At 64.1% G+C, this 23,608-nt stretch carries 21 protein-coding genes and 2 pseudogenes; 14 read left to right on the forward strand and 9 right to left on the reverse strand.

The window, feature by feature from the left end:
- Positions 1-221 precede the first annotated feature (221 nt).
- From rpsI to CQ14_RS16035, 4 genes and pseudogenes are all read right to left on the reverse strand, one after another.
- A complete protein-coding gene (rpsI, locus tag CQ14_RS16025) occupies positions 222-698 on the reverse strand; it encodes a 30S ribosomal protein S9 (protein ID WP_057839141.1) in 477 nt (158 codons plus the stop codon).
- 1 nt (position 699) lies between these two features.
- Positions 700-1,164, reverse strand: coding sequence for a 50S ribosomal protein L13 (rplM, locus tag CQ14_RS16030; protein WP_057858836.1), 465 nt, complete (start codon positions 1,162-1,164; stop codon positions 700-702).
- Between the two features lie 154 nt (positions 1,165-1,318).
- Positions 1,319-1,391: pseudogene (locus tag CQ14_RS46295) on the reverse strand (phenylacetic acid degradation protein); the annotation flags it as partial.
- A 54-nt stretch (positions 1,392-1,445) separates the two neighbouring features.
- Positions 1,446-1,749, reverse strand: a pseudogene (locus tag CQ14_RS16035) (PaaI family thioesterase); the annotation flags it as partial.
- Between the two features lie 88 nt (positions 1,750-1,837).
- Between CQ14_RS16035 and CQ14_RS16040 the strand changes: the two are divergent.
- From CQ14_RS16040 to nadC, 8 genes are all read left to right on the forward strand, one after another.
- Entirely contained in the window at positions 1,838-2,662 is an 825-nt protein-coding gene (locus CQ14_RS16040; RefSeq protein ID WP_057858837.1) for an enoyl-CoA hydratase, read from the forward strand.
- Between the two features lie 120 nt (positions 2,663-2,782).
- A complete protein-coding gene (locus CQ14_RS16045) occupies positions 2,783-3,367 on the forward strand; it encodes a CoA-binding protein (protein WP_057858838.1) in 585 nt (194 codons plus the stop codon).
- Between the two features lie 163 nt (positions 3,368-3,530).
- Positions 3,531-4,811 carry an O-acetylhomoserine aminocarboxypropyltransferase gene (locus CQ14_RS16050; RefSeq protein ID WP_057858839.1) on the forward strand — a complete coding sequence of 427 codons (1,281 nt, stop codon included), beginning with the start codon at positions 3,531-3,533 and terminating at the stop codon, positions 4,809-4,811.
- 260 nt (positions 4,812-5,071) lie between these two features.
- On the forward strand, positions 5,072-5,647 hold the full coding sequence (locus CQ14_RS16055) for a hypothetical protein (protein WP_057858840.1): 576 nt from the start codon (positions 5,072-5,074) through the stop codon (positions 5,645-5,647).
- A 36-nt stretch (positions 5,648-5,683) separates the two neighbouring features.
- Positions 5,684-6,640, forward strand: coding sequence for an NUDIX hydrolase (locus CQ14_RS16060; protein ID WP_057858841.1), 957 nt, complete (start codon positions 5,684-5,686; stop codon positions 6,638-6,640).
- A 54-nt stretch (positions 6,641-6,694) separates the two neighbouring features.
- Positions 6,695-7,681 (forward strand): quinolinate synthase NadA, encoded by a 987-nt coding sequence (gene nadA, locus CQ14_RS16065; protein WP_057858842.1) that lies wholly within the window; start codon positions 6,695-6,697, stop codon positions 7,679-7,681.
- Positions 7,678-9,231 carry an L-aspartate oxidase gene (locus CQ14_RS16070; protein WP_057858843.1) on the forward strand — a complete coding sequence of 518 codons (1,554 nt, stop codon included), beginning with the start codon at positions 7,678-7,680 and terminating at the stop codon, positions 9,229-9,231. Before nadA ends, CQ14_RS16070 begins: the two co-directional genes overlap by 4 nt.
- A complete protein-coding gene (gene nadC, locus CQ14_RS16075; RefSeq protein WP_057858844.1) occupies positions 9,228-10,097 on the forward strand; it encodes a carboxylating nicotinate-nucleotide diphosphorylase in 870 nt (289 codons plus the stop codon). The genes CQ14_RS16070 and nadC overlap by 4 nt, the downstream gene beginning before the upstream one ends.
- Positions 10,098-10,108: 11 nt before the next feature.
- On the opposite strand, the gene CQ14_RS16080 is transcribed toward nadC, so the two are convergent.
- Both CQ14_RS16080 and CQ14_RS16085 read right to left on the reverse strand, forming a co-directional pair.
- Entirely contained in the window at positions 10,109-10,921 is an 813-nt protein-coding gene (locus tag CQ14_RS16080; RefSeq protein ID WP_057858845.1) for an FTR1 family iron permease, read from the reverse strand.
- Between the two features lie 144 nt (positions 10,922-11,065).
- A complete protein-coding gene (locus CQ14_RS16085) occupies positions 11,066-12,157 on the reverse strand; it encodes a COX15/CtaA family protein (RefSeq protein WP_057858846.1) in 1,092 nt (363 codons plus the stop codon).
- 131 nt (positions 12,158-12,288) lie between these two features.
- Here CQ14_RS16085 and CQ14_RS16090 point away from each other — a divergent pair, with 131 nt between their 5' ends.
- A complete protein-coding gene (locus CQ14_RS16090) occupies positions 12,289-12,501 on the forward strand; it encodes a DUF2842 domain-containing protein (RefSeq protein ID WP_057844248.1) in 213 nt (70 codons plus the stop codon).
- An 11-nt stretch (positions 12,502-12,512) separates the two neighbouring features.
- Here the strand turns inward: CQ14_RS16090 and CQ14_RS16095 are convergent, their stop codons facing one another.
- Complete coding sequence (locus CQ14_RS16095) at positions 12,513-13,565, reverse strand: polysaccharide deacetylase family protein (RefSeq protein ID WP_199805541.1); 1,053 nt, start codon at positions 13,563-13,565, stop codon at positions 12,513-12,515.
- A 129-nt stretch (positions 13,566-13,694) separates the two neighbouring features.
- Between CQ14_RS16095 and CQ14_RS16100 the strand changes: the two genes are divergently transcribed.
- Positions 13,695-14,885 carry a GNAT family N-acetyltransferase gene (locus CQ14_RS16100; RefSeq protein WP_057858848.1) on the forward strand — a complete coding sequence of 397 codons (1,191 nt, stop codon included), beginning with the start codon at positions 13,695-13,697 and terminating at the stop codon, positions 14,883-14,885.
- Positions 14,886-15,009: 124 nt separating this feature from the next.
- On the opposite strand, the gene CQ14_RS16105 is transcribed toward CQ14_RS16100, so the two are convergent.
- A complete protein-coding gene (locus CQ14_RS16105) occupies positions 15,010-17,268 on the reverse strand; it encodes a GumC family protein (protein ID WP_057858849.1) in 2,259 nt (752 codons plus the stop codon).
- 287 nt (positions 17,269-17,555) lie between these two features.
- Between CQ14_RS16105 and CQ14_RS16110 the strand changes: the two genes are divergently transcribed.
- The 3 genes from CQ14_RS16110 to CQ14_RS16120 all read left to right on the forward strand — a co-directional run bounded on the left by CQ14_RS16110 (position 17,556) and on the right by CQ14_RS16120 (position 21,744).
- Positions 17,556-18,689 (forward strand): glycosyltransferase family 4 protein, encoded by a 1,134-nt coding sequence (locus CQ14_RS16110; protein WP_057858850.1) that lies wholly within the window; start codon positions 17,556-17,558, stop codon positions 18,687-18,689.
- 138 nt (positions 18,690-18,827) lie between these two features.
- Positions 18,828-20,342 (forward strand): undecaprenyl-phosphate glucose phosphotransferase, encoded by a 1,515-nt coding sequence (locus CQ14_RS16115; protein ID WP_057858938.1) that lies wholly within the window; start codon positions 18,828-18,830, stop codon positions 20,340-20,342.
- Between the two features lie 133 nt (positions 20,343-20,475).
- Positions 20,476-21,744 (forward strand): O-antigen ligase family protein, encoded by a 1,269-nt coding sequence (locus tag CQ14_RS16120; protein WP_057858851.1) that lies wholly within the window; start codon positions 20,476-20,478, stop codon positions 21,742-21,744.
- Here the strand turns inward: CQ14_RS16120 and CQ14_RS16125 are convergent.
- Complete coding sequence (locus CQ14_RS16125) at positions 21,741-22,223, reverse strand: MarR family winged helix-turn-helix transcriptional regulator (RefSeq protein WP_156435063.1); 483 nt, start codon at positions 22,221-22,223, stop codon at positions 21,741-21,743. The two genes, CQ14_RS16120 and CQ14_RS16125, sit on opposite strands and share 4 nt — an antisense overlap.
- A 124-nt stretch (positions 22,224-22,347) precedes the next feature.
- Here CQ14_RS16125 and CQ14_RS16130 point away from each other — a divergent pair, with 124 nt between their 5' ends.
- Entirely contained in the window at positions 22,348-23,541 is a 1,194-nt protein-coding gene (locus CQ14_RS16130; protein WP_057858939.1) for an FAD-dependent oxidoreductase, read from the forward strand.
- The last annotated feature ends 67 nt before the right edge of the window (positions 23,542-23,608 follow it).

A 23,608-nucleotide genomic window follows, 5' to 3' on the forward strand; every position in this document is an offset into this window, starting at 1 on the left:
CGCGTGTGATGCTACTTGTTCGGCGCACACTGAAATGCAATTTCGCGCCATCGCATCATCGACACTAGGCGGGCCGTGTTCCATTTTCGTGAGTGCGGGTAAGCAAGTTTTCACGAAAATCCGTGGTAACCCATCACTAAATAGTAAGCAAAAAGGGCGCCGATCGGCGCCCTCTTTCGTCTGGTGATTGCAGCAATGCGCTGCAAATTTTAGCGAAGCAATTAGCGCTTCGAGAACTGAAACGACTTGCGCGCCTTCGCTCTGCCGTACTTCTTGCGCTCCACGGTACGGGAGTCGCGGGTCAGGAAGCCGCCCTTCTTCAGCACGCCGCGCAGATCCGGCTCGAAGTTGGTCAAAGCCTTCGAGATGCCGTGACGCACCGCACCCGCCTGGCCCGACAGACCGCCGCCGGCGACCGTGCAGATGACGTCGTACTGGCCGTTGCGCGCGGCAGCAACCAGCGGCTGCTGGATCAGCATCCGCAGCACCGGGCGGGCGAAATAGACTTCGACCTCGCGGGTGTTGACTGTGATCTTGCCGGCGCCCGGCTTGATCCAGACGCGGGCGACCGCGTCCTTGCGCTTGCCGGTGGCATAGGCGCGGCCGTACTTGTCGACCTTCTTGACGTATTTCGGCGCTTCCGGAGACGCCGTCTTCAGCGACGCCAACTGGTCGAGCGACTGCATGGTATCCGACATCTTATGCGGCCCTCATGTTCTTGCGGTTCATCGAAGCGATATCAACCTTCTCGGGCTGCTGGGCTTCATGCGGATGTTCGGCGCCGGGATAGACGCGCAGATTGCCCATCTGCACGCGGCCGAGCGGACCACGCGGAATCATGCGCTCGATGGCCTTCTCGACCACGCGCTCGGGGAAACGACCCTCGAGGATCGACTTCGCGGTGCGCTCCTTGATGCCGCCGATGAAGCCGGTGTGCTTGTAGTAGACCTTGTTGTCGCGCTTGCGACCGGTCAGCACGACATGCGCCGCGTTGATGATGACGACGTTGTCGCCGCAATCGACGTGGGGCGTGTAGGTCGGGAGGTGTTTGCCGCGCAGGCGCATGGCGACGAGGGTGGCGAGACGACCGACCACCAGACCCTTGGCGTCGATCAGGACCCACTTCTTCGTCACCTCGGCGGGCTTTGCCGAATAGGTTTTCATGTGAGGAAATCCGTGAAAATGGAAATCGGCGCCAGATGCGCCGAACTGGCGGGTTTCTAGAGAACGGCGCGCCACCCGTCAACGCCCTTGATCGCAAATTATATACGTAAAAACAATGGCTTAAAAATATGGTGCAATAATACCGCTAAAAACCTCACGTATTTGGAATGGAGTAAGTAGACGTCACGTGGGCGATCGGATCGGGTGACGATCCCGAAAGCAGGCTGNACCTCGCCGACCGCCAGCCGCTTGCCGAGCTTCAACAGCTTCGCGGCGGCCANGCACGTCCTGGCCCGGCTGGCCCTTGCGCAGGAAATTGATGTTGAGATTGGTCGTCACCGCCAGCCCCACCGGCCCGATCGCCGAGAGCAACACCACATACATCGCGAAATCGGCCATCGCCATCAGCGTCGCCCCCGAGACCGTGCCGCCTGGACGCAGCATGCGCTCGCTATAGCGCTGCCGCAGCAGGCAGGTCTCGCCATCGGCGCTCTCTATGGTGATATCGCCGTCGCTGAAGGCTTGCGGAAATTCCTTGCGGAGGAACTGCTCCAGTTCAGCCACGCTCATTTTCGCTGCTGCCATGCCGTACCCTGCCCTCGCTTCGGACCGCCTGTTACATTAGGTTATCATCAAAACCCAAATCAAAATCGTCGGAGTGGAAACCCCGGAAATGCCCGCCCAGACCGCCCGCGCGCCCACGCCGCAAGCGCCGATCCTGCTGCAGGAAAATGTCGGCAGCATCCGCGTGCTCACCCTCAACCGGCCGGCCGCGCGCAACAGCCTGTCGGAGGGCCTGATCGCCGAGCTGCACGGTGCGCTGAAGGAAATCCACGATGACAACAGCGTCCGCGCCGTCGTCATCGCGGCCAACGGCCCGGCCTTCTCCGCGGGCCACGACATGAAGGAATTGACAGCGCGCCGCAGCGATGCCGATCGCGGCCGTGCTTATTTCGGGCAGATCATGAACGCCTGCAGCGCGATGATGCAGGCCGTCGTACTTCTGCCGAAGCCGGTCGTCGCTGCCGTGCAGGGCATTGCGACCGCCGCCGGCTGCCAGCTCGTGGCGAGCTGCGATCTTGCAGTCGCCTCCGAGGCCGCGGGCTTCGCCACCCCCGGCGTCGATATCGGCCTGTTCTGCTCGACGCCGATGGTGGCGCTGTCGCGCAACATCCCGCGCAAGCAGGCGATGGAGATGCTGCTCACGGGCGAGCCGATTTCGGCAGCGACAGCGAAGAATATCGGCCTCGTCAACCGCGTGGTCGCCGCCGGCACCGAGCGCGATGCGGCGATTGCGCTGGCGCAGAAGGTCGCGCTCAAATCCGCCTACACCGTCAAGCTCGGCAAGGAGGCGTTCTATCGCCAGGCCGAAATGAACCTCGCCGACGCCTACCGCTATGCGGCGGAAGTGATGACCGAAAACATGATGGCGCGCGACGCCGAGGAAGGCATCGGCGCCTTCATCGAGAAGCGCGAGCCGAAATGGCAGGATAAATAGTTGCTCCTCATCCTGAGGAGCCGCGCAAAGCGGCGTCTCGAAGGATGAAGGCCCGACTGGGGCCTCATGGTTCGAGACGCGCGTTCCGCGCTCCTCACCATGAGGGTCTAAGGAATAGAGATGAACCACGACGCTTACGACGACAACTACATCCGCGGCATTCTCAACTCCGTCAAGTCGATCGCAATGGTCGGCGCCTCGCCGGTCAATGTGCGGCCGAGCTACTTCGCCTTCAAATATCTGGCGCAGCGCGGCTATGACATGATTCCGGTCAATCCTGGCCATGTTGGCAAGAGCCTGCTCGGAAAACCCTTCGTCGGCTCGCTGTCGGATATCGGCCGTCCCGTCGACATGATCGACATCTTCCGCAACTCCAGCCACATCATGCCTGTGGTCGACGAGGCGCTGACCTTGTCGCCGCCACCGAAGGTGATCTGGATGCAGCTCGGCGCGCGTGACGATGCGGCAGCCGAGAAAGCTGAAGCCGCCGGCCTCAAGGTGGTGATGAACCGCTGCCCGAAGATCGAGTATGGGCGGCTGTCGTCGGAGATTTCATGGATGGGCGTAAACTCCCGCACGCTGAGTTCGAAGCGCGCACCGATTCCGACGCAGGGCATGCGCCTGTCGCTGAACCGGATGAGCGTCAGCGGCGGGACGACGGCTGCATCGGATCGCGCCGCGAAGAACAAAAGCGAGCCGACGTGAGGCCAAGCGAAACGATTATTCCGAAGACGCGACCTAACGAAGCAGACCCGTTTTCAATCCAGCGCATGTGAACCCCTCGCCTTGACGGCGGACGCGGCGACGATCAGCATGCCGCACATTTCGAGCAGGCCCAAAGACAAGCCCAAAGAACAGGACGCCAAGTATGACCGATCGTCTCCCGGGATTTTCGACCCTTGCCGTGCATGCCGGCGCACAGCCCGATCCCACCACCGGCGCGCGGGTGACGCCGATCTATCAAACCACGTCCTTCGTGTTCAACGATGCCGACCATGCCGCCTCGCTGTTCGGGCTGCAGGCGTTCGGCAATATCTATACCCGCATTGGCAACCCGACCACGGCGGTGCTGGAAGAGCGCATTGCGGCACTGGAAGGCGGTACCGCGGCGCTGGCGGTTGCCTCGGGACACGCGGCGCAGGTCGTCGTGCTGCAGCAGCTATTGATGCCGGGCGACGAGTTCATCGCCGCGCGAAAACTCTATGGCGGCTCGATCAACCAGTTCACGCATGCATTCAAGAGCTTTGGCTGGAACGTGGCGTGGGCCGACCCCGACGATGTCGCCAGTTTCGAGCGCGCGGTGACGCCGCGCACCAAGGCGATCTTCATCGAATCGATCGCCAACCCTGCGGGCAGCATCACCGACATCGAGGCGATCGCGGAGGTGGCCCGCAAGGCCGGCGTGCCGCTGATCGTCGACAACACGCTGGCGACGCCCTATCTGATCCGCCCGATCGATCACGGCGCCGACATCGTCGTGCACTCGCTGACGAAATTCCTGGGCGGCCACGGCAATTCGCTCGGCGGCATCATCGTCGATGCCGGCACCTTCGACTGGTCGAAGGACAACAAATATCCGATGCTCAACGAGCCGCGGCCGGAGTATCATGGCATCCGCATCCAGGAGACGTTTGGCAATTTCGCCTTTGCGATCGCCTGCCGCGTGCTGGGCCTGCGCGACCTCGGCCCGGCGCTGTCGCCGTTCAACGCCTTCATGATCCTGACCGGCATCGAGACCTTGCCGCTGCGCATGCAGAAGCATTGCGAGAATGCCAAGGCGGTCGCGGAATTTCTGGCCGGCCATCCGGCGGTGGCGTCGGTGAACTATTCGGGCCTCGCCAGCGACAAGTACAACAAGCTCGCACGCAAATACGCGCCAAAGGGCGCCGGCGCGGTGTTCACCTTCAGCCTGAGGGGCGGCTACGACGCCGGCGTCAGCCTGGTGTCGAAGCTGCAATTGTTCTCGCATCTGGCCAATGTCGGCGACACCCGATCGCTGGTGATTCACCCGGCGTCGACCACGCACAGCCAGCTCGACGACGAAGCCAAGGTGAGATCCGGCGCCGCGCCGGATGTCGTGCGCCTGTCGATCGGCATCGAGGACAAGGAGGATCTGATCGCGGATCTGGAGCAGGCGCTGAGCGCATAGCCTTCCGGCGATGCGCGTGGCGGGCACCGTGTTGCCCCACAAGAGCTGTCATACCCGCGAAGGCGGGTATCCAGTACGCCGCGGCCTCTCGGTTAAACTACAATTTTCTCTGGAATACTGGATCGCCCGCTTCCGCGGGCGACGACATCGGAGGCGGCTGGCCGCAGCCTGCAATCACGTTCTACCATTACAAGCCTCTCATTAACGCCCATTCCGGCATAAAGTAGCGTTGATCCGCCCTCGATGATTCGGAGCTGACGATGCTGCGCTGGACGATGCCATTCCTGGTCGCGATTTTCGCGGTCGGAACCGCTGCGGCTGCCGAAGACCCCGGAGCTTCGAAGGCCGCCGATGGCCCCGCCGCAGCGAAGCCTGCCGATCCTCCTGCCGCCGCTACGCCGGCCGACAGCCCGGCCGCCGCCAAACCCGCCGATAGTCCCGCCCCCGCCAATCAAGCCGCGACAAAGCGCGTCGACAAATCTGCCGCCGGCAAACGCGCCGCAGTCCGCGCCGCCAGCCAATTGCCGCCCGGCCTGCCTCGCGCCCATTACAATTACCGGACCACTGTGGCCCCGGCCGCAGCCCCCCTCTACGTGCGGCGCGGCCGTGCATTGGTGGTCGAGGAAGAGAGTCCCGGCGTCCTGTTGGTACCGATCGACGTGGCGGCCTACGCGCCGCGCCTCTTCAACACACCGCTGTTGCCGGGATCAGCGACACTGCCCGGTTACTACGGGACCAGTCATTCCTACAGCTATGACGGCCCCTACTATGGCGGCCCCTATGAGCCGTATTGGAACCGCCTGCCGTATGCTTGCGGCGTGTACGGATACTGCTAAACGCGCATCAGCCAATAACGGAGACGGACGACCGACGTGGCAGGGGCAACGCGGAAAGTAGGCAAAACGGGCGCGGCCAATGCGATCACGGCGGACCTTGTCGCCGTCCTCGTCGCCGTCACCGACGGCGAGCCGAAGATCATGACCATCGCCAACGACGGTGCGCTGCCGAGCGGCCCGTTCGAATTCGCGCACCGCTCGCTGCAGACGGGATTGCGGGCGTGGGTCGAGGCGCAGACCGGCCATCCGCTCGGCTATGTCGAGCAGCTCTACACCTTCGCCGATCGCGGCCGGGGCGGCGATGCGAAGTCGCTGCATTCGATCTCGATCAGCTATCTGGGACTGACGCGCGAAGACAAGGTCGGCAAGGGCTTTCAGGCGCATTGGTCCGGCTGGTACGAATATTTTCCATGGGAGGACCAGCGGGCCGGCCTCTCCGCTTCGCTGGCGAAGACATTGGCATCGCGGCTGCGGGCGTGGGCAAAATCCGCCGATACCACGGCCCTGCAGCGCGAACGCTGGCAACGCGCCGCTATCACCTTCGGCCTCGACGAGCGCGACTGGAACGAGGAGCTGGTGCTGCAGCGCTATGAGTTGCTCTACGAAGCCGGCCTGATCCCGGAGGCGGCGCGCGACCGCAGCACTGCTGCGGCGGTCATTCCCGGCCGTCCCATGACCGGCGATCATCGCCGCATTCTCGCCACCGGGATCGCGCGGCTGCGCGCCAAGATCAAATACCGTCCCGTGGTGTTCGAGCTGATGCCGGCGGAATTCACCCTGCTGCAACTGCAACGCAGCGTTGAGGCGCTTGCAGGCCGCCTGGTGCACAAGCAGAATTTCCGCCGCCTGATCGAGCAGCAGCAACTCGTTGAGGAAACTGGCGCAATCGCCGCCGAAACCGTCGGCCGCCCCGCCAAATTGTTCAGGTTCCGCCACGGCGTGCTGGCGGAACGGGCCGTCGCCGGAACCAAGCTCCCGCTATCGCGCACTTGACTTCGATTATGCTCAGGATAAGTATAAGCCAAGATATACTCAAGGAGAGTATAAATGGCCAATCTCAGTTCCACCGCGCTCGCCCGCACCTCCCCGCTTTACGATCGTGTCAAACGGGTCATCCCGCCGCCTGAATGGGCGGTTTTCGCCGAGGACGTCGACGCCATCCTCGAGCTGAAGCGAAGCCGCAATGCGGTCATCCTCGCGCACAACTACCAGACGCCGGAAATCTTCCACGGCGTTGCCGACATCGTCGGCGACAGCCTCTTGCTGGCGCGCGAAGCCACCAAGGTCGATGCCGACATCATCGTTCTAGCCGGCGTGCACTTCATGGCCGAGACGGCCAAGCTGCTGAACCCGGAAAAGACCGTGCTGATCCCCGACCTTTCGGCGGGCTGTTCGCTGGCGGAATCCATCAACGCGCAGGACGTGCGGCTGATGCGGCAGCGCTATCCCGGCGTCCCCGTCGTCACCTATGTCAACACGTCGGCGGCGGTGAAGGCGGAATCCGATATCTGCTGTACCTCCGGCAACGCGCTCAAGGTCGTGGAGTCGCTCGGCACTGAGCGCGTGATCATGCTGCCGGATGAATATCTGGCGCAGAACATCGCCGCGCAGACCAACGTCAAGATCGTCGCATGGAAAGGCCATTGCGAGGTGCACGAACTGTTTACGGCATCCGACGTCCGGCAACTGCGCGAAAATCACCCTGATGTGACCATCCTGGCGCATCCGGAATGTCCGCCCGAAGTGGTCGCGGAAGCCGATTTCTCCGGCTCGACGGCGGCGATGTCCGATTTCGTCGGCACGAAGCGCCCGCCCCGCGTGGTGCTGCTGACGGAGTGCTCGATGAGCGACAACATCGCCGTGCTCCACCCCGATGTGGAGTTCGTCCGGCCCTGCAATCTCTGCCCGCACATGAAGCGGATCACGCTGAAGAACATCCGCGATGCGCTGGAAACCGGTCGGCATGAGGTGACGATCGATCCCGCCATCGCCGCACCTGCCCGGCTCGCCGTTGAAAGGATGCTGGCGATATGAGCACGGAGATTTCATCGCTTGACAACCTTCCCGTCATCATCGGCGGCGGCGCTGCCGGACTAATGACGGCGCTGCAAATGGCGCCCGAGCCCGTGGTGCTGTTGTCAAAGGCATCGCTGGGTGCGGAAGCCTCCAGCCTGTGGGCGCAGGGTGGACTGGCCGCGGCGATGGGCGAAGACGATGCCCCTGCCCTGCATCTCGCCGACACGCTCGCCGCAGGCGCAGGCCTCTGCGACGAAGCCGTTGCGAGCCGGATCGTCCACGCAGCCCCTGCGGCGGTCGAGCATCTCGCCCGACTTGGCGTCGCCTTTGACCGCCGGCCCGATGGTGGTTGGCGGCTTGGCCTCGAAGCGGCACACAGCCGCAACCGGATCGTGCACGCTACCGGCGACGGCACCGGGCGCGAGATCATGCGCGCACTGATCGCAGCCGTGCGCCGCTGTCCGTCGATTACCCTGCTTGAAGGTGTCGAGGCGCGCAGCCTGATCGTCGAGGACAATGCCATCAAGGGCGTGGTTGCGGTGAACGCGCAGGGACCCCGGGCGATCAATACCGGTCGCGTCGTGATCGCCACGGGCGGAATCGGCGGACTGTTTTTGGAAAGCACCAACCCGGCTGGCTGCTTCGGCCAAGGGCTGGCGCTGGCGGCACGCGCGGGCGCAAAACTCTCCGATCTCGAATTCATCCAGTTTCACCCGACCGCCTTCGACGGGCCGTCGCGCCCGATGCCGCTGGTGACGGAGGCCGTCCGCGGCGACGGCGCGATCCTGATCGACGACACCGGCCAACGCTTCATGGCAGACCAGCCAGGCGCCGAACTCGCGCCCCGCGACATCGTCGCCCGCGCGGTCTGGCGCCGTCGTGCCGAAGGACATCGCGTCTTCCTCGACGCGCGCCAACGTCCGGGAGCGGAATTTGCAAAACGCTATCCCGTGATCTCCGCGTTCTGCAAGATGGCCGGGATCGATCCCGCGACCGATCCGATTCCAGTGAGGCCGGCCGTGCACTATCACATGGGCGGTATCGCCGTTGACACCGAAGGCCGCAGCACCGTGACCGGTCTCTGGGCCTGCGGCGAAGCCAGCCGCACCGGGCTGCATGGCGCCAACCGGCTCGCCAGCAATTCGCTGATGGAAGCGATTGTCTGCGCGCAATGGGTGGCCGAGAGCGTACGGGCTGCAAGCGGCGACCCGCTGAAGGCACGCGCCGCCGACGCGCCTCCGCCGGCATCCGATCCTTCGGCCGTAAAGCCGATCCTGTCGCAAGGCCTCGGCGTGCTCCGCGAGCGGCACGGTATCGAACGCGCGATCCGCGGCCTCTATCCACTCGCCAACGGCCGAAGTGCAGCTTCCGATCCCGCTCTGGTGGGATTGATGATCGCAGTCGCGGCCTGGCGGCGCGAGGAAAGCCGCGGCGGGCATTTTCGCAGCGACTTCCCCGATGCCCTGCCTTCGGCCGCACCTTCATCCATCACGCTTGCGAAAGCGCTCGACGCCGCGCGCGACCTCTTTGAAACCGAATCCCTGCCTGTCGGGAGTGCCCAGCCGTGACCCTTACGCCGCTTCTGCCTCTCATGTATGAGCCGCTGGTTCGAACCGCCCTGCTCGAAGACCTGGGCCGCGCCGGCGACATCACCGCCGATGCGATCGTTCCGGCCGACAGGCGAGCTTCACTGGTGCTGCGCGCGCGCCAGCCCGGCGTCGTAGCCGGACTCGACATCGCGCGCTGTGCGTTTCAGTTTGTCGATCCCGCGATCCAGCTCGCTGCCGAGCGGCCTGATGGCAGCGTGGTGGCGCCGGGCGATGTGATCGCCGCCATCGAAGGCCCGGCACGCGGGCTGTTGACCGGCGAGCGGACGGCCCTGAATTTTCTCTGCCATCTCAGCGGTGTCGCGACCGCGACAGCCTCGCTGGTGTCGGCGGCGCAAGGCACCAGGGCGCGCATCGTCTGCACCCGCAAAACCACGCCCGGGCTGCGCACGCTGGAAAAATACGCGGTTCGCGCCGGCGGCGGCAGCAATCACCGCTTCGGCCTCGACGACGCCATCCTGATCAAGGACAACCACATCGCGCTGGCCGGCGATGTCAGGACCGCGATCGAGCGCGCCAAGGCGCATGCCGGCCACCTCGTCAAGATCGAGGTCGAGGTCGATACCCTGTCGCAGCTCGAACAGGCCCTTGCGATCGGCGTCGATGCCGTCCTGCTCGACAACATGACGGTCGAGCAATTGCGGCAGGCGGTGGCGATGACCGGCGGCCGGGCCATCACCGAGGCTTCCGGCCGCATCACGGCCGAGACCGTGAAGGCCATCGCCGCGACCGGCGTCGACCTGATTTCGGCCGGCTGGCTGACGCACAGCTCCGCCGCGCTCGACATCGGGCTCGACTATCTCGGACTCAACCGGCAGGCAGCGTAGCTATCGGCGGACTACTCGGCCGCCCGCATGGTGGCCTTGTCCTCGCGCATCAGGCGGCTGTTGCGCTGGAACACCGAATAGGTCGCGAACACGAACAGGATCACCAGTCCCTGGATCGACAGCGCTTCCATGGACGGATTGAGGCCGATCGCAGTCAGGAACGCCGAGCCCTTGACCTCGGTGACGGTGATGATCGCCTGCTCCTGGAATTCCTGCACCGCCTCGCCGATGAACTTGATGGCCATGATGAACAGGAAGGCCGAGGTGATGATGAACAGCGGCCGCAGCGGCAGCTTTCGCGCAATCAGGTTGATGAAATAGAACAGCACGGCAAGTCCCGCCGTCGCGGCTGCGAGACCCGCGAACAGCCCCACGCTCCAGCCGCCTTCGGCCGTCGCCAGCGCGTTAATGAACAGCACGGTTTCGGCGCCCTCGCGGAACACCGCGAGGAAGGCCAGCGCGCCGACCGCCCACACCGTGTCCTGCGTCAGCGCCTGATCGGCCTTGTGCGCAAGATATTCCTGCCAGCCGCGCGGATCCTGCTTCACCATCAGCCAGCCGCTGACATAGAGCATCAGGCCGGCGGCGACGAGAATGATGACACCTTCGAGGATGTCGCTGTGCTCGCCCGAGTTCAGCACCGCGAACAGCCAGGCGGCGATGATGCTGGCGCCCACGGCCGCGAGCGCGCCGCCATACAGCGCCTGAATGCGATGAGCGGCGCCGGCCTTGGTCAGATAGCCCGCGAGCGCCGCGATCACCAGCATGGCTTCGAGCCCCTCACGGAGCAGGATGACGGCGGCCTGGACGAATGCTGATGACATGAAACGAGACCTGTTTTTGGTCTCGTTTTATCGTCCAGACCATCCAAGTAAAGCGGGGCGCCCCCACACAAATGCGTCAGGGCGCGAGAAAGCCCGGAAAATTCGGCACTTCCGAAACATGCGGCAGATTAGAATCGCTCAATTTCAGCCGGGTTGCCCGACCGGCAGCACCAGTTTCCGCTGGTCGGCCTCGGTGCGGCGCGCAACCAGACGCTCGGTCTGAAGGACGGCAAGCGTCAGCACCACGATCGCGACCGCCTGATGCGCCAGCGCCAGGTCGATCGGCACCTGATGCAGCAGCGTGAGGATGCCGAGCACCGCCTGCAGCGTGATTGCCGCAACCAATGACCACGCGCCGCCGACGATGGCCGCTCCGGCGCGCGCGCGAGCCGCGTCGACCGCATGCCATAGCGCCAGCGCCAGCAGCGCATAGGCCGTCATGCGATGTTCGAACTGCACGGTGAGCGTGTTGTCGAACAGATTGCGCCACCACGGTTCCTCGAACCATAGCCGCGCTGCCGACGGAATGAGGGCGCCGTCGATCTCTGGCCAGGTGTTGTAGACCCTGCCCGCCCGCAGGCCCGCGACCAATGCGCCGAAGTAGATCTGGACGAACGTCAGGCCGAGCAAAGCCAGGCCGGAGATCTTCAACCGCGCGGCAACGACCGGCTGCGGACGCGGCGTCGTCCGCCGCAGCGTCCAGACGATCGAGGCAAAGATGATCAGCGCCAGCAACAGATGCGTCGCCAGACGATATTGCGACACCTCGGTTCGCTGCGAGAGACCCGAGGCGACCATCCACCAGCCGACCGCGCCCTGCAGCGCGCCGAGGGCGAAGATCAGCCACAACCGCTTTTTCAATTCGGCACCGAACGCGCCACGCCACAGGAAGTACAGGAACGGCAGCAGATAGACCGCGCCGATCACGCGCCCGAGCAGGCGGTGGCTCCACTCCCACCAGAAGATGGTCTTGAACTCGGCAAGGCTCATGCCGGCATTGAGTTCGCGGTATTGCGGGATGGCCTTGTAGCCCTCGAACGCCTGCGTCCATTGCGCCTCGCTGAGCGGCGGCAACGTGCCGGTAACCGGCTTCCACTCGACGATCGACAATCCGGATTCGGTCAGCCGCGTGGCGCCGCCGACCAGCACCATGACGGCGATCAGCGCGGCGACCACGATCAGCCACCATCTGACGGCGGTGGCATGCGCGGCCTGCGGTGTGGAACTGGCGGTCATAAAACCCGTCTTGAAGCTTGTCTTAAAGGCCCGTCTTGGCTTGCCCCGAAGGCGCGCTTGATTGAATTCGCGCGCCCCTTATAGTCCGCCCCCTCCCGCGCGCAACCCGCCACGAGCCTGACATATCCGCCATGACGATACGCACCCGCAAATTCTTCGGAACCCTCGCCTTGCTGGTGCTGGTCGTGGTGTGGTCGCTGCTCGGAATGACCATCGCCCAGACACCGTGGCTGGCCAGTTCGGGCCTGCTGCAGGCGATCTTCTATGTCGTCGCCGGCCTTGGATGGGTGCTGCCGGCGATGCCGATCGTGAGCTGGATGTCGCGGCCCGACCGCGCCGCTTAGACCCACGCTGCTTAGACCCAATTGTCGCGGGTCGGCCGGACCGCGGGAAACATCATCCCCGACAGCATCACCCGCATGATGCGCAGCGAACCCTGCCGTCCGTCCCAGGCGATCCGCGGCAGCGCGTGCAGATTGGTATATCCCCTGGCCTCGACGATGCCGGGAATCGTCGATACCGCGCTGGCGAAACCGGCCTCCTGCCCCATGACCACGTGCTCCCGCCGCCAGGACTGCCGGTCGCCGAACGGATAGGCGAAATGCTTGACCGGGCGGCGCAAGGCGGTCTCGGCGACCGCCTTTCCCATCGTCATCTCGCGCTGCGCGTCGGTCCCTTTCAGGTTGGACAGCGCGGCATAGTTCACGGTCGCGCTGCCGATCGTCACCAGCGGATCGGCGGCAAGTTTCGCCAGATCGTCCCAGTCCATCGACTGAACGCGCGACAGCGCCGCGAGATCGACGGAATAGCGCGTGCAGAGATCATGGATCGCGAACGAAAGATCCGGCGGCGGCAGCGTCCGCAGCCAGCCCGCCAGAAATTCGAAAGTGTCATACTTCTCCGGCATGCTCCCGGTTGCAAAACGCCGCTCCTTGCGGTCGATCACCAGGCTGATGCGCTCCTCGCGCGCGATCATGTCTTCCAGCGCGAGCCACCAAGCTTCGCCGAGCCCGTCGGGAAACGCGGTCGGCAGGTAGACGGTGAAGGGCACGCGGTGCTTTGCCAGCACGGGGTAGGCCAGCGTGATCACATCCTTGCAGCCGCCATCGAAGGTCAGGCAGGCAAATCGATTGGCTCTTGGCAGCGTGACCGCCCGCCGGCACACTTCGTCCATCGTGATCAGATCGAAGTTCCAGCGCTTCAGCGCGCGGATTGTCCGATCGAGAAATGGCGGCGTGATCTCACGCCAACGGTTCGGCTGGAACGGCCGGGAATCGCGCGGACGCACCCGCTCGAACCGCAAAATGGCGCCGGCGCCCCCGGTCTGCCGCTGCTTCAGCCTGAAATAACCGCTGAAATAGCCGAGCTCCATCCGGGCCCGCTGCAAAATTCCGATATCCGACGCCAACGTCCCGCCCTCACTCACGGGTCGCGCTGCCCCGCCGCGCCCCGATTGTATTACCCTTTGTTGACATTTCCCTGCGAAGGTCGGCCAACGCCAAAATTGTAAACAATTTCATATAGCACGGGCTTTGCGATGACCATGGCTGCCGCGATTGAAGAACGCACGGCGGATCGAGATGCGTGGTCGAAGGCGGGCCGCATCGCCGGCATCGACATCGTTCGCGACCTCACTGCTGCGGAAACGATCTGGCGCAACCTGGAAGCCGCGCAAACCTCGTTCACGCCATATCAGCGCTTCGATTTCCTCAGTTCCTGGCAGCGGCAGGTCGGCGCGCGTGAAGGTCTCGTTCCCTTCATCGTGATTGCCTACGACGCCGAGCGTCGTCCGCTGCTGCTGCTGCCACTCACGCTGAGGCAGGCCTATGGCGCGCGCTGCGCCAGTTTCATGGGCGGCAAGCATTCCACCTTCAACATGGCGCTGTTCGACCGCGATTTCGCCGCAAGCGCAACGTTAGCCGACCTCGAGAGCCTGATATCGGCGATATCACAGCGATCCGAAGCCGATGTCCTCGCGCTGCATCAGCAACCACTCCGCTGGCGCGATCTGCCCAATCCGCTTGCCTTGCTGGCGCATCAGCCGTCCGCCAATGATTGCCCGCTGTTGGTGATGGAGCCCGGCGCCGCACCTGCGGCGCTGGTCAGCAACTCGTTCCGCCGCCGCCTCAAGGGCAAGGAACGCAAGCTGCAGTCCCTGCCCGGTTATCGCAGCCACGTTGTGTCATCGGAGGGCGACATCAGGCGGGTGCTCGACTGGTTCTTCCGCGTCAAGCCGCAGCGGATGGCCGAGCAGAAGCTGCCGAATGTGTTTGCCGATCCCGGCATCGAGGATTTCGTCCGCAGCGCCTGCACGGCGTCGCTTCCCGGCGGCAGGCACGCCATCGACATTCATGCGCTGGAATGCGATAAGGAGGTGATCGCGATCTTCGCCGGCGTCGCCGACGGCCATCGCTTCTCGATGATGTTCAACACCTACACGATGTCGGCGAATTCGAAGTACAGCCCCGGCCTGATCCTGATGCGCGACATCATCGATCACTACGCCGGACAGGGCTATCGCGCCCTCGACCTCGGAATCGGATCGGATGACTACAAGCGGCTGTTCTGCAAGAGCGACGAGCCGATCTTCGACAGCTTCATTCCGCTCAGCCAGCGCGGCAAGCTTGCCGCCGGCGTGATGTCGGGCGTGAACCGCACCAAGCGGCTGGTGAAGCACAATCCGGCGTTGCTGGAAATGGCGCAGAAGCTGCGCAACGCGTTCAGTTAGTTCAGTATCAGACCTCATCCTGAGGAGCCTGCGCAGCAGGCGTCTCGAAGGATGAATGGCACCAGCGGGGCCACATGGTTCGAGACGGCNNNCGCGCCTCCTCACCATGAGGGTTTNGATGTCTTCAGGCCGCCACCACGCTCGGGCCTGGCTCGACGGCATCCGACGGCTGGCACGGCTTGCTCAGCATCATCACTTCGGAGAATCCCACCGCCCTGAGCTGGTCACACATCAGCGCGCGGGCATCCTGCGCCATCGACGCTTCGGGCACCACGATGGCCCGCGCCTGCGACGTCAGCAATTCGGCCGGCAGATCGGACGCGGTGCCGGCATCCAGCAGCACATGGTCGTAAACACGCAGCAGTGCGTCGATCGCTAGCGTCAGCCGCGGCGACTGAAGCTGCGCGCGGTCGAAACCGGGACGTCCGGCGCTGACGAGATGCGCACGCGACTGCCGGTCCTTGGTGATGATTTGCGTAAACGAGGCTTCACCCTGCATCAGCTCGGCAAGTCCGGGCGCTACCGGATCGGCCGACGCTGCCACGATCGTCGGCGAGGACGCGACGAGATCGACGACGACGACTTTCGCCTGCTGCGCCATCAGCCGCGCCAGCGTCAATGCAGTCAGCGTGATGCTCTCGCTCGATGCGGTGCCGAGCACGGTGACCTTCCGCGTCGCGGCGCCGGCCTCAACCAGCGCATCGGCCAGTTGCTCGATCTCGCCGCCCGCTGCCGCAACATCCATGCGGGGAGCGTCTGTGCGGGGCTCGTGCAACACAGGCTCAAGGATGTGGTCTGACTCGATTGGAAGTTCCGGCGCAATGGCCGGCGCGCGCACCGGTTCCGGCGTTGGCGCCATGACGATGTCGGGCGCAATCTCACGCACGGTCTCCGGCGCAACTGCACCGCGCGCCCGCGGCGCGGTCATGCGCAGCAACTCGCCGGTCGCAATCGCACCTGACGTCAGCAGCAGCGTCGCCAGCGTCGCGATCAACACGATCGGCAGCTTCTTGGGATAAGCCGGCGTGTTGGAAACGGTGGCGCGGGAGATGATGCGGCCATCGGCCGGCGCTGCCTCGATATTCTCGCGGGCGGCCGCCTCGCGGTATTTGGCGAGATAGGTTTCCAGGAGGTCGCGCTGCGCCTTCGCCTCGCGCTCGAGCGCGCGGAGTTGCACGTCCTGGCCGTTGTTGGAGGAGGCCTGCTTCTTCAATTGGTCGAGGCTGTTCATCAAACCCTCGACCCGGCCCCCGGCAATGCGCGCATCAGTGTCCAGCGAGCGCGACACCTTGCCCGCCTCCTCGCGTAGCTGGCGATCGAGATCGGCGAGCTGCGCCTTCAACTCCTTGATGCGGGGATGGCCGCCGAGCAGCGTCGACGATTGCTCGGCAAGCTGGGCACGCAGCGTCACCCGCTGCTCGGAGAGCCTTCGGATCAGTTCGGAATTGAGCACCTCGGATGCCTCGATCGGCTGGCCGCTTTGCAGCATTTCCCTGATCAGCCGGGCCTTGGACTCCGCGTCCGACTTCAATGCGCGGGCGTTGTTCAACTGCGTGTTGATCTCGCCCATCTGCTGGTTGGACAGCGTGGTGTTGTTGGTGCCGACAAAGAGGCTGGATCTGGAACGGAAATCCTCGACGCGGGATTCGGCATCGGCGACCTTCCTGCGCAGTTGCTCAATTTCACCCGACAGCCACTGCCCGGCCGATTTCGCCTGCTGCTGCCGCGCGTCCTGCTGGAGCACAAGATAGCCTTCCGCGATGGAATTGGCGACGCGCGCCGCAAGTTCGGGATCGCGCGATTGGAATTCGACAACGATGACGCGGGATTTGTCGACCACATAGGCAGTGAAGCGCTCGTAATAGGCTTCCAGCACCCGCTCTTCCGGCGTCAGCGAGAACGGGTCGCGCCCGATGCCGATCAGGGCCAGCAGCGACTTGATCGGCGAGAAGCCCCGCAACACCGGATCGAACTCGGGGAGTTCGGCAAGCTTGTTCTTCCTGATGATCTCGCGGGCAAGGTCGCGCGACTGCACGAGCTGCACCTGGCTGGCAACGGCTTCGGGGTCGAGCGCGCTGCGCTCCTCGTTGCGCTCGCCGGTCGGCCGCAGGAACACGTTCTCGCGGCCATCGACCAGGATGCGCACTTCCGACTTGAACCGCGGCGTAATCGTGTTGACGGCGATAAGCGACAATACCAGCGCCAGCACCGTCGGGACGATGATCCAGCTCCGCTTGCGCATCAGCGCCTGACCGAGCGCATGCAGATCGAGATCGCCAGATTCGGATGCGGCGACGGGCTTTCGAGCCGCCGGCGCAGGCTTTGTTACCGCCCGCTGCACCACCGGCTTGTCCTTGCCTGAACGCCAGAACCCCAAACGCATCGCACACCCCCGCGGACGCAACTATCGGTCCGCTCGACCGGCGCGATTACACTTCATTATGGTTGCCGCTGGGTTAATTCGCGCAGTACGCGCGCCGAAACGCCGCCCCTCGCGCATCAGGTCATTTTTTGTTAACCATCCACGCCCTTAATCGCGGAATAGTTTTCTAGGAATTCCCGTAATGCGAGGCGTGCTCGCCCCAACTCCATGTCTGGTTGCTTCGCTGGCGTTTGCGGGCTGCATGGCCCGGGGCTCGCAGGTATCGGTCGCATCTGAAGGCGGTCTCGATGCCTGTCGTTGACGGTCAGCCGCTTCGGATCCTGCACGCGACGCGCGCGCCGGTCGGCGGCATTTTCCGCCACATCCTCGATCTCGCCAACGGCCAGGCCGACCGCGGCCATCACGTCGGGATCATCGCCGACAGCCTCACCGGCGGCGAACGCGCCGAGCAGGCGCTGGCGGAAATCGCCCCGCGCCTCAAGCTCGGCGTTCACCGCACCGCCATTCGCCGCGAGCCGCTTCCGACCGATGTATTGGTATGGGCCCGGTTCCAGCGCATGATCCGCGAGCTGAAGCCGGACGTGCTGCACGGTCACGGCGCCAAGGCCGGCGCCTTCATGCGCCTCAGGACCGCATCCCGCGACAGGATCCGGGTCTACACCCCGCATGGCGGCTCGCTGCACTATCCGCTGTCGACGCTGAAGGGCAACATCTACGCCCGCGTCGAGCGCGCGCTGATGAACGATACCGACCTGTTCCTGTTCGAAAGCGCGTTCGCGCAAAACACCTATCAGCGCACCATCGGCACGCCGAAGGGGCTGGTGCGATGCGTGTTCAACGGCGTCACCGCCAGTGAATTTGATCCCGTCACCAAGGCCGAAGACGCCACCGACCTGATCTATGTCGGCGAGTTCCGGCACATCAAGGGCGCCGATCTCCTGATCGACGCCGTGGCGCGGCTGCGCGCCGACGGCCGACCGGTGACGCTGACGCTCGCCGGCGACGGCGAGGAAAGCGAAAGCCTGAAAGCCCAGGTACAGGAGCTCGGCCTTGGCGAAGCCGTGCGGTTCATCGGCCACGTCAAGGCGCGCTACGGGTTCTCCAAGGGCTCGCTGCTGGTGGTTCCCTCTCGCGGCGATTCAATGCCCTATGTCGTGATCGAGGCGGCTGCCGCCGGCATTCCGATGGTCGCCGCCAATATCGGCGGCATTCCCGAGATTTTCGGCGAGCATGGCGACGCCCTGTTCGCGCCGAGCAACGCGGCGGCCATGGCCGATGCCATTAAAGCCGCGCTTGAGGATCAGGCCGCGACCGAGGCGCGGGCCAAATCGTTGCGCGAACGAATCTTCATGCATTTTTCGCAGAAGGCGATGGTGGAGGGCGTATTTGCCGGCTACCGCGACGCATTTGCCAATCGTTAACCGTTATTTACCAACGTAACCGTTTCTTCCGATTTGTCCCGTAAGCCGTGGTGTGGGGAATTCCGCACCGGCGGGCACGTTTCTATGTGCCCGCTCAAGAACGGGATGAGGACAGTGGAACCGATTAACGCACGCTCGATGCTCGATGCCGCGGCGACCGCCAGCGCCAATCGCCCGCCGGTCGAACGGCGCCGCAGGCTCACGCCAGCCGCTCTTGCTGTCGCCAATCAGAAAGTCGGCCGCGCCTATTCACCGATCGTGATCGCAGGCGTGGTTCGCGTCATCGACTTCGTGATGCTCAGCGCGATCGGCATCGCGCTCTATTTCGGTTATGCTGTCCCGCTCAGCGGCTTCTACTGGGAATTTCTCGCGGCAATCTTCGGCGTCGCCGCCACGGCGGTGATCTGCTTCCAGGCCGCCGACATCTATCAGGTGCAGCTATTCCGCGGCCACCTTCGCCAGATGACCCGGATGATCTCATCCTGGGCGTTCGTGTTCCTGCTGTTCATCGGCGCCTCCTTCATCGTCAAGCTCGGCAGTGAGATTTCGCGGCTGTGGCTCACGGCGTTTTTCCTCACGGGTCTCGCCGCGCTGCTGGCGCAGCGCCTGGTCCTGCGCTCGCTGGTGCGCAGCTGGGCGCGTCAGGGCCGGCTCGATCGCCGGACCATCATCGTCGGCGCGGACCAGAACGGCGAAGAGCTCGTCCAGGCGCTCAAGACCCAGGACGATTCCGATATCGAAGTCCTCGGCGTGTTCGACGACCGCAACGACGACCGCGCGATGGACACCTGTGCCGGCAGTCCGAAGCTCGGCAAGGTCGACGACATCGTCGAATTCGCCCGCCGCACCCGCATCGACCTCGTGCTGTTCGCGCTGCCGATCTCGGCCGAGACGCGCATTCTCGATATGCTGAAGAAGCTGTGGGTGCTGCCGGTGGATATCCGCCTTTCAGCCCATACCAACAAGCTGCGCTTCCGCCCCCGCTCCTATTCCTATCTCGGCGAGGTGCCGACGCTGGACGTGTTCGAGGCGCCGATCACCGACTGGGACCTGGTGATGAAGTGGCTGTTCGACCACGTCGTCGGCTTCGTCATCCTGGTGCTGGCGCTGCCGGTGATGGGGCTGGTCGCGCTCGCGGTCAAGCTCGACAGCCCCGGGCCGGTGCTGTTCCGCCAGAAGCGGTTCGGATTCAACAATGAGCGCATCGACGTCTTCAAGTTCCGCTCGATGTACCACCATCAGGCCGATCCCACCGCCTCCAAGGTCGTGACCAAAAACGATCCGCGCGTCACCCGCGTTGGCCGCTTCATCCGCAAGACCAGCCTCGACGAACTGCCGCAACTCTTCAACGTCGTGTTCAAGAGCAATCTGTCGCTGGTCGGCCCCCGGCCCCACGCCGTGCAGGGCAAGTTGCAGAGCCGCCTGTTCGACGAGGCTGTCGACGGCTATTTCGCCCGCCACCGCGTCAAGCCGGGGATCACCGGCTGGGCGCAGATCAACGGCTGGCGCGGCGAAGTCGATACCGACGAGAAGATCCAGAAGCGCGTCGAGTTCGATCTTTATTACATCGAGAACTGGTCGGTGCTGTTCGATCTCTACATTCTGTTGAAGACACCGATCGCGCTGATGACCAAGAGCGAGAACGCGTATTGAGTTGAGGTTAGTCGTCATTGCGAGCGCAACGAAGCAATCCATCGCGCGGCATCGGGATCGATGGATTGCTTCGCTTCGCTCGCAATGACGGGAGAAGCGGTTCGATTGCTTAGTTGAGTTGCGTGAGTGCGTAATGGCGTATGCGGCCACAGCCGAGAGTTCCCTATCATCGACAACGGCCGCGCCCGGCGTGCTCGCGTTGCAGCGCGCGCTGGTGTGGCTGGTCGGGGCATCCGGCGCCATCGTCTTCATCGAGCCCTCGCCCTATGAGCTTGCGACGCTTGCGGCCACGGTGATCTTCTTCGCAACCGGCTTGCGGATGCGACTGGTGTTCATGCCGCTGCTGCTGCTGCTGTTTCTGGTCAATATCGGCTACAGCATCAGCGCGGTTGCCGTCATGGACCGGCCCAATGTTCCGAACTGGATCGCGACCTCCTGGTACATGGCGATCACGGTCATCCTCTTCGCGATGGTCGTCTCCGAGGATACGACGGCCCGGCTCGACATGCTCCGGCGCGGCCTCGTCGTCGGTGCGGTGATTGCGTCGCTCGCCGGCATCGCCGGTTATTTCAATCTCGTCCCAGGCGGGCGTGACCTGCTGACGCTGTATGACCGCGCCCGCGGTACATTCAAGGATCCCAACGTGTACGGCGCGTTCCTGATCCTGCCGGCGCTGTTCGCGCTGCAAAGCGTCGTCACGGACAGAATCGGCAAGGCGCTCCGCAGCGCGACGGCGTTCGGCATCATATCGCTGGCGATCCTGCTTTCGTTTTCTCGCGCCGCCTGGGGCCAACTGATTGTTACGGCAGCCGTCATGCTCGCGCTGATGGTGCTGACCAGCCGCTCCCAGGCGCAGCGATCACGCATCATCGTCATCGCGCTCGTCGCCGCCGTCATCGCGGCGGCGCTGGTCGCAGTGCTGCTATCGCTCGATTCGATCGCGCAGCTATTCAAGCAACGCGCCAGCTTCGATCAGAGCTACGACTCCGGCCGCTTCGGCCGTTTCGGCCGGCACATCCTCGGCGCCGAGATGGCGCTTGGGCTGCCATTCGGCATCGGGCCGCTGCAATTCAACCGCTTCTTTCCCGAAGACACCCACAATTCCTACCTGAATGCGTTCATGTCGGGCGGCTGGCTCTCCGGCGTCTGCTATCCGGCGCTGGTCTTCGTTACAGTGTTCACGAGCTTCCGCTATGTCTTCGTCCGTGTGCCCTGGCAGCCGATCTATCTGGCGATCTTCGCGGCTTTCCTCGGCACGGTCGGCGAGAGTTTTATCATCGACACCGACCATTGGCGGCATTTCTGGCTGATGCTGGGCACGATGTGGGGCATGTTCGTCGCGGCCGAACGCTGGAAGGCCGACAACGATCCGGTGCTCATGGCGCCTGCGAAACCGTACTAGGAACGCTTGCTTTTCTTGGCGGGCTTTGGCCTGGGCGCTTCGACCATCGACTTCAGTTCTTCGGTCGCCGCCAGCATCGTCTCATAGCCCTTGGTCGCGAACTCCAGCAGCAACTTCAACTCGGCGTCCGAATAGGACTCCCAGAGTTTGACCATGCCGCGCTGCATGTGTTCGTAGAACCGCCCGATCCTGGCAAGGTTTTCCGGCACAATGGCGATGAACACCTTGCGGCGATCGGCGGGATCGCGCTCGCGGCGAACGAGACCCGCCTTCTCAAGCCGGTCGATGACGCCGGTAATGGCGCCGGTGGTCAGCCCGGTCATCTCCGCCAGCCGCCCGGCCGTCACTCGGCCCTCCAGGTTGAGGAAGTCGAGACATTCGAGGTCGGAGCCGGAAATTCCGACCGTATTGGCCACCGTTTGCCCGAAAATGACGCCCTGCGCCGACGAGCGCCGCAGCGCGTTCTCGAGTTCCTGCATCAGCGCAGCCCGCGCCTTCGCCCTTGACAAAGCCAGCCTCTTCTCTTAGTCGATATATATCTTAGTCACTAAGATAATTAGCGACTGTACGTTCCTATCACTTCACGCACGCATGGAGCAAGGCATGAGCGGACGACCCAAGGCCCTGATCATCGGCGGCGGCATCGCAGGGCCAGTGACGGCGATCTTCCTGAAGAAGGCTGGCATCGATGCCGAATTGTTCGAGGCGTGGCCCTACTCCACCGGCATCGGCGGCGGCCTGCAGATCGCGCCGAACGGCATGCATGTGCTGGCGGATATCGGGCTGGCCGACGAGATGACCCGGCGCGGATCGATCGCGGAGTCCTTTGATTTCCATTCGCAATCCGGCGCCCGCCTCGGTTCGGTCAACCAGAACATGCGGCAGCGCTTCGGCCAGCCGGCGGTAAACATGTGCCGTGCCACGCTGAACGAAATGCTGATCAACAAGGCCTGGTGCGAGAATGTTGAACTGCGGTTCGAGAAGCGGCTGGTCGCCATCGAGGATCGCGCCGACAGGCCGGTGGTTGCGCATTTCGCCGACGGCACCATGGCCGAGGGCGATTTCGTGATCGGGGCCGATGGCGTGCACTCGGCGGTGCGGGCGCATGTCATTCCGGACGGCCCAAAACCGTTCGACACCGGACTGATCGGCTTCGGCGGCTTTGTCCCGCGCACCGTGATCGCAGATGCGCCGATCGGCCAGCGCGTCGTGACGACCTTTGGACAAAGCGGCTTCTTCGGCTACGGCTTTTGCAGTTCCGATGAGAGCGACGGCGTGATGTGGTGGAGCACGCAGCCTTCGCACGGCGTCGACGCAGCCGCGTTTCGCGCCATGAGCCAGGACGCGATCAGGCGGCATTTGCTCGATTTCCATGCCGGCTGGCACGATCCGATCCCGCGGATTCTTGACGCAGCCGAAAATATCGTGGTGACGGCGACACTCGACGTCGCGACGCTGCCGACCTGGTCGCGCCAGCGCGCGCTTTTGATCGGCGACGCCGCGCACGCCACCAGCCCGCATGCCGGCCAGGGCGCATCGCTCGCGCTCGAAGACGCGATGCGGCTCGGCCGGCTGATGCAGGACAAGCAGGAGCTTGGCCTGACCTTCCAGCGATTCGAGACCGAACGCCGCCCTCGCGCCGAGAAGATCGTCGCGCTGGCCCGTCGCAACGGCAACAGCAAGCGTGAGTTCAGCGCCACCGGCGCCTGGGTTCGCGATCGTATGTTGAAGTTGCTGTTGCCGGTCACGGCCAAGGGAATGGACTGGATGTACGCCTACGATCCGCGGGCGGCGTAGCGGTCGCGACGCGGCGTAGGGTGGGCAAAGGCGCGCAAGCGCCGTGCCCACCATCCATCTACGACCG

Source organism: Bradyrhizobium lablabi (assembly GCF_001440475.1).
Lineage (GTDB): Bacteria > Pseudomonadota > Alphaproteobacteria > Rhizobiales > Xanthobacteraceae > Bradyrhizobium > Bradyrhizobium lablabi.